General features: G+C 75.0%; 5 protein-coding genes. 4 read left to right on the forward strand and 1 reads right to left on the reverse strand.

Annotation, left to right across the window (positions count from 1 at the left end; genetic code table 11):
- Positions 1–26: 26 nt before the first annotated feature.
- Together ACY1JF_RS09055 and ACY1JF_RS09060 are read left to right on the forward strand one after the other, a co-directional pair.
- Entirely contained in the window at positions 27–611 is a 585-nt protein-coding gene (locus ACY1JF_RS09055) for a GTP-binding protein (protein ID WP_462704478.1), read from the forward strand.
- A gap of 316 nt (positions 612–927) precedes the next feature.
- Positions 928–1437, forward strand: a complete 510-nt coding sequence (locus tag ACY1JF_RS09060; RefSeq protein ID WP_462704479.1) for a DUF1990 family protein — start codon at positions 928–930, stop codon at positions 1435–1437.
- A 108-nt stretch (positions 1438–1545) separates the two neighbouring features.
- Here ACY1JF_RS09060 and ACY1JF_RS09065 read toward each other — a convergent pair whose 3' ends face one another.
- A complete protein-coding gene (locus tag ACY1JF_RS09065; protein WP_462704480.1) occupies positions 1546–4194 on the reverse strand; it encodes a glycosyltransferase family 1 protein in 2649 nt (882 codons plus the stop codon).
- A gap of 228 nt (positions 4195–4422) precedes the next feature.
- On the opposite strand from ACY1JF_RS09065, the gene ACY1JF_RS09070 reads away from it, so the two are divergent.
- Positions 4423–4842, forward strand: a complete 420-nt coding sequence (locus ACY1JF_RS09070; protein WP_462704481.1) for a S8 family serine peptidase — start codon at positions 4423–4425, stop codon at positions 4840–4842.
- 226 nt (positions 4843–5068) lie between these two features.
- The coding region (locus ACY1JF_RS09075; RefSeq protein WP_462704483.1) for a maltotransferase domain-containing protein at positions 5069–6082 on the forward strand (1014 nt) is incomplete at its 3' end.

Genomic DNA, 6082 nt, shown 5'->3' on the forward strand with positions numbered 1-6082 from the left:
GCCTGAGACGGAAAGGCAAGCCCGCCATGTCTGATCTGCCGCAGGCGGACCTGCCGGACGCCGCGAAGATCCTGGTGGCAGGGGGTTTCGGGGTGGGGAAGAGCACGCTGGTCTCCACGGTCAGCGAGATCGTTCCCTTCCACACGGAGGAGACGCTGACGCGGTCCGGCATCGACGTGGACGATCTGGCGGGTGTGGAGCAGAAGGGCACGACCACGGTGGCCCTGGACTTCGGCCGGATCACCATCCACAACCGCCTCGCGCTCTTCCTGTTCGGCACCCCCGGCCAGGACCGCTTCTGGTTCATGTGGGACGAACTGGCCGCCGGGGCCCTCTGCGCGATCGTCCTGGCCGACACCCGACGGCTGCCCGACTGCTTCTCGGCCGTCGACTACTTCGAACGCAGCGGCCTGCCCTTCGTGGTCGCCGTCAACTGCTTCGAGGGTGCCCGCCGGTACCCGCCGGAGACGGTGCGCCAGGCACTGGCGCTGGGCCCGCACGTACCGGTCCTGCTCTGCGATGCCCGGCTGCGCACCTCGGTCAAGGAAACGCTGATCCAGGCGGTCGAGCACGTGCTGAGGGTGGAGACCCGGCGCGGGGCCGCGGTGTAGGCGACGGACACGCGCGCGCCGCACCGGGTCCCCGTGCGCGGCGCGCACCGGCCGCGCGCCACGCACGGCGCCGGCCAACCGGCCGTGCCGGAGGACGGCCGCTTCCCCGGGGCCCGGCCCCCACACCGAACCGGCGGCGGCCCCGGAGCTTGCGCGGCACGGCGGCGGCCCGCGGGGCGCACGCGGCACGGTGACGGCCCGCGGGGCGCACGCGGCACGGTGACGGCCCGCGGGGCGCACGCGGCACGGCCGGGGCGTGACCCGCGGGCCCGGACCCGGTAGGTGATCGCCGTTACCGCCCCTAGTCTTGGGACCCATGTCCTTCACGTACGACGCCGTCGGCGCGACCCGCGAGCAGGACCGCGTCCCGCCCGGCTTCCACCCCCTCCACGTCCGCGCGCGTCTCGGTGAGGGGGAAGAGGTCTTCCGCCGGGCCAGCGAGGCGCTGCTGACCTGGGAGATGCACCGGGCGGTGGGCGTCGGCCTGGACGCGGGCGCCGAGCGCGCCGCGCCCGGGGTCGACGTCACCGTGACCCTCGCCGGAATGATCAAGGCGCCGTGCCGGGTGGTGTGGTCGGTGGAGGAACCGCGCCGGGCCGGGTGGGCGTACGGCACCCTGCCCGGCCACCCCGAGTGCGGCGAGGAGGCCTTCGTGGTGGACCGCACGGGCGACGGCACCGTCTGGCTGACGGTGACCGCCTTCAGCCGCCCGGCGAAGTGGTACGCCAAGGCCGGCGGCGTGGCGACCCGGGGGCTGCAGCACGCGTACGCCCGGCGCTGCGGCGCGGTGCTGCGGCGGCTGGCCGCGGGCGGGGCCGAGGAGTGACGGCACGGCCTTCGGCAAAGCCCCCGGGGACAGGTCGTGGGCGCCGCGGGCACGCCCTCTCCCGGGCCAAGGCCACCGCCCGCACCGGCTGACGCGCCGGCGTCCGCGTCACCGCATCAGCGGCCCCGCCGCCTCCACCAGTTCGTCGGAGGGGACCGCGACCAGGCCCAGTTCCGCGCCAAAGGCCAGCAGCGGGTGGGCGGGCAGGATGCGGACCGTGTAGCCGAAGGTGCCGGTGCGGTCGAGGGTGAGCGGGCCCTCGTAGACCCAGCGGCCCTCCAGGTCGGGGCCGCCCACCGGCTTCAGCGGGACCGCCGTCGCCTCGGTGATGCGGTCCTCGGAGTCCACCCGGCCGGAGACCGCCTGCACCTCCACGTCGTCCGGGGCCAGCTCCCCGAGGCCGACCCGGACCCGCAGGCTCAGCGTGGAGCCGAGTTCCGCGGTGGCGGTGGCGGCGCCGGTCTCGACGTGGTCGACGCTCACCCCCTGCCAGGCGGCCCGTACCCGGCTCTTCCACTCGGCGAGGCCGCGCGCGGCGTCCGGGTCGACGGCGCGGTGCGCGGCGGCGGCGGGGGCGTACAGCCGCTCCACGTACTCGCGGACCATCCGCCCGGCCAGCACCTTGGGTCCGAGCAGGCTCAGGGTCCGGCGGACCATCTCGATCCAGCGGTCGGGCAGGCCGGAGGGGCCGCGCTCGTAGAAGCGCGGGGTGATCCGCTGCTCCAGCAGGTCGTAGAGGGCGGCGGCCTCCACGGCGTCGCGCCGGTCCCGGTCGTCCCCCACCGCCGAGAGCGTGGAGGTGCCCCCGTCGGCGCCGTCCGCGGTGGGGATCGCCCAGCCGAAGTCCGGCCGGAACCACTCGTCCCACCAGCCGTCCAGTACCGAGACGTTGAGGCAGCCGTTGAGGGCCGCCTTCATGCCGGAGGTGCCGCACGCCTCCAGCGGGCGCAGCGGGTTGTTGAGCCAGACGTCACAGCCCGGGTAGAGCCTCTGCGCCATCGCCATGCCGTAGTCGGGGAGGAAGACGACGCGGTGGCGCACGCGCGGGTCGTCGGCGAACCGGACCAGCTCCTGGATCAGCCGCTTGCCGCCGTCGTCCGCCGGGTGCGCCTTGCCCGCGACGACGATCTGGACGGGCCGCTCGGGGTGCAGCAGCAGCCGCGTCAGGCGGTCGCGGTCGCGGAGCATCAGCGTCAGGCGCTTGTACGAGGGGACGCGCCGCGCGAAGCCGATGGTGAGGACGTCCGGGTCCAGGACGCCGTCGATCCAGCCCAGTTCCGCCGTACCGGCGCCGCGCTGGCGCCAGGAGGCCCGCAGCCGCTCCCGCACCTCGGTGACGAGCTGTTCCCGCAGGGTGCGGCGCAGCTCCCAGATGTCCTCGTCGGGGATGTCGGCGACCGAGTCCCAGCGGTCGGAGCCGCCGACGGCCAGCGCGTCCTCGGTGCGCTGTACGCCGATCCGCCGGGCCCCGAGCCGGAACACCTCGGGGGCGACCCAGGTGGGCGCGTGCACCCCGTTGGTGACGGAGGTGATCGGCACCTCGTCGGCGTCGAAGCCGGGCCACAGTCCGGAGAACATCTCCCGGCTGACCCCGCCGTGCAGCAGCGAGACGCCGTTGGCGCGCTGGGCCAGGCGCAGGCCCATCACCGCCATGTTGAAGAGGTTCGGTTCGCCGCCGGGGTAGGTCTCCATGCCGAGCCGCAGGACGCGCTCGACGTCGATGCGGGGCAGTTCGGCGCCGGGGCCGAAGTGGCGGGCGACCAGTTCGCGGTCGAAGCGGTCGATGCCGGCCGGGACGGGGGTGTGGGTGGTGAAGACGGTCCCGGCCCGGACCGCCTCCAGGGCCGGGTCGAACTCCGTTCCCCGGTCGCAGAGTTCCGCGATGCGCTCCAGGCCGAGGAAGCCGGCGTGTCCCTCGTTGGTGTGAAACACCTCGGGTTCGGCGTGTCCGGTGAGCCGGCAGTACGTCCGTACCGCCCTGACCCCTCCTATGCCGAGCAGCATCTCCTGGAGGAGGCGGTGCTCGCTGCCGCCGCCGTAGAGCCGGTCGGTGACGCCGCGTTCGCCGAGGTCGTTCTCCTCGACGTCGGAGTCGAGCAGCAGCAGCGGGACCCGGCCGACCTGGGCCAGCCAGATCCGGGCGCGCAGTTCCCTGCCGCCGGGCAGGGCGAGGCGGACCTGGGCGGGGGTGCCGTCGGCCTCCTTCAGGAGGGTCAGCGGCAGTTCGTCGGGGTCGAGGACCGGGTAGTGCTCCTGCTGCCAGCCGTCCCGGCTCAGGGACTGCCGGAAGTAGCCGTGCCGGTAGAGCAGGCCGACGCCGATCAGCGGCACGCCCAGGTCGCTGGCGGCCTTCAGGTGGTCGCCGGCCAGGATGCCGAGGCCGCCGGAGTACTGCGGCAGGGCGGCGGTGATGCCGAACTCGGGGGAGAAGTAGGCGACGGCGACGGGCAGCCGGCCGGGCTGCTCCTGGTACCAGCGGTCGCCAGTCATGTAGTGGTCGAGGTCGTCGGCGACCGCGGCGAGGCGGCGCACGAAGCGCCGGTCCTCGGCCAGTTCGCGGAGCCGGTCGGAGCGGACGGCGCCGAGCAGCCGCACCGGGTCGCGGCCCGAGGCCGCCCAGCATTCGGGGTCGACGGACTGGAACAGGTCGCGGGTCTCCGGGTGCCAGGACCAGCGCAGGTTGCGGGCCAGGTCGCTGAGCGGGCGCAGGGGTTCGGGGAGGACGGGACGGACGGTCAGTCGGCGGATGGCCTTCACATTCCACCTCACGCGATCGCGGGAACGACGCGGTGTGTACCGCGCCGGCCTCTCCGACGGTACCGGCGCCACGGCGGCCCTCGTGGGAGTTCGCCCGCAGACCGCCCGATCGGCGGGAACGGCGGCACCCGGGACCGCCGGACGGACCACCGGTCCCGCACCTCCCGATGTGGCCGGTTCCGCCCCGCTGGGCCACCTTGTGACACTTCGTGGTACACGAGAGGCTGCGTGCGGGCGCGGCGGTCCCGGGGAGGGCGGCCCGCCGGCCGAGGAGGGGAACTCACGCCGTGGCACGGACGCGTCCGGACACTCCCCCGCCGGGCCGCCGCAGGCCCTCACGGCCGGCGCCACCGACCGCGCGGACACCAGGGCCGCCTTCTCGGACCACGGGCGGCCGTCGACCTGTTCGCCCCGGGCACGCCGGTCACCTCGGCGTCCCACGCGGGCGACACCGCGCGGGCGGTCTTCTCCGGTACGTCGATGGCGGCGCCGCGCGCGGCGGGCGCGGCGGCGCTGTACCTGGCGGCGCGTCCGCGCGCCGATCAGGAGCGGGTGGCCGGGGCGTTGGTGCCGGGGGCCGTGCCGGGCGAGGTGGCCCGACGGGGCGCGGGGTCGCCGGACCGGCTGCTGCGCGTGCCGCGCGCGTGAGGGTCCGCGGGCGGGCGCGGAAAGGCACGGGGACACGCGGGAACACACGGGGACACTCAGGGACACGGAAGGGACCTGGAGGGGTACGCGTGAGTAGTTAACAAAGCGCCGGATTGCCCACCCGAAGAGTGTGGGAAGGCTCCTGCGGTACACGCTTGGTAAGACCCGCGCGGCCCACCTCCACACCGTCATCCGCCCACCCTCGTCGACGCGGACAGGAGCGGTCATGCCCGCCACGCACCACTCGTCAGCATCCCCCACGGCGCCCGGCGCCCCACCCTCGCCTCCAGGCTGCGCGGCTCCGGCCGTCGGCCGCATCCCCGTGCTGGACGTCCGTCCGGTGGTCCAGCACGGGCGCAGGCCCGCCAAGGCGGTGGCCGGCGAGACGTTCCTGATATCGGCCACCGTGTTCCGGGAGGGGCACGACGCGGTCGCCGCCAACGTCGTGCTGGAGGACCCCGAGGGCCGCCCGGGTCCCTGGACACCGATGCGGGAACTGGCCCCCGGCACCGACCGCTGGGGCGCAAAGGTCACGCCGACCGCGCCGGGGCGCTGGACCTACCGGGTGGAGGCGTGGGGCGATCCCGTCACCACCTGGCGTCACCACGCGCGCGTCAAGATCCCGGCCGGCATCGACACCGGCCTGGTCCTGGAGGAGGGCGCCCGGCTGTACGAACGGGCCGCCGCGCAGGTGCCCGAGGACGCGGGCCGGCGCGTCGTGCTGGCCGCCGCCGAGGCCCTGCGGGACGGGAGCCGCCCGGCCGCGTCCCGGTTGGCTGCGGCGCTGACGCCCGAGGTGGACGCGGTCCTCGCCCGCCACCCGCTGCGCGAACTGGTCACCTCCTGCGACCCGTTGCCACTGCTGGTGGAGCGGGAGCGGGCCCTGTACGGCGCCTGGTACGAGTTCTTCCCCCGCTCCGAGGGCACCCCCGAGCGTCCGCACGGCACCTTCCGCACCGCCGCCCGCCGGCTCCCGGCGATCGCCGCGATGGGCTTCGACGTCGTCTACCTCCCGCCCGTCCACCCCATCGGCACCACCCACCGCAAAGGCCCCAACAACACACTGTCCGCCGGTCCCGACGACCCCGGCGTCCCCTGGGCCATCGGCTCCCACGAGGGCGGTCACGACGCCGTTCACCCGGACCTGGGCACCCTGGAGGACTTCGACGACTTCGTCCGCCGGGCCGGTGAACTGGGCCTGGAAGTGGCCCTGGACTTCGCGCTCCAGTGCTCCCCGGAC

The organism is Streptomyces sp. SYSU D01066-1 (genome assembly GCF_054956795.1).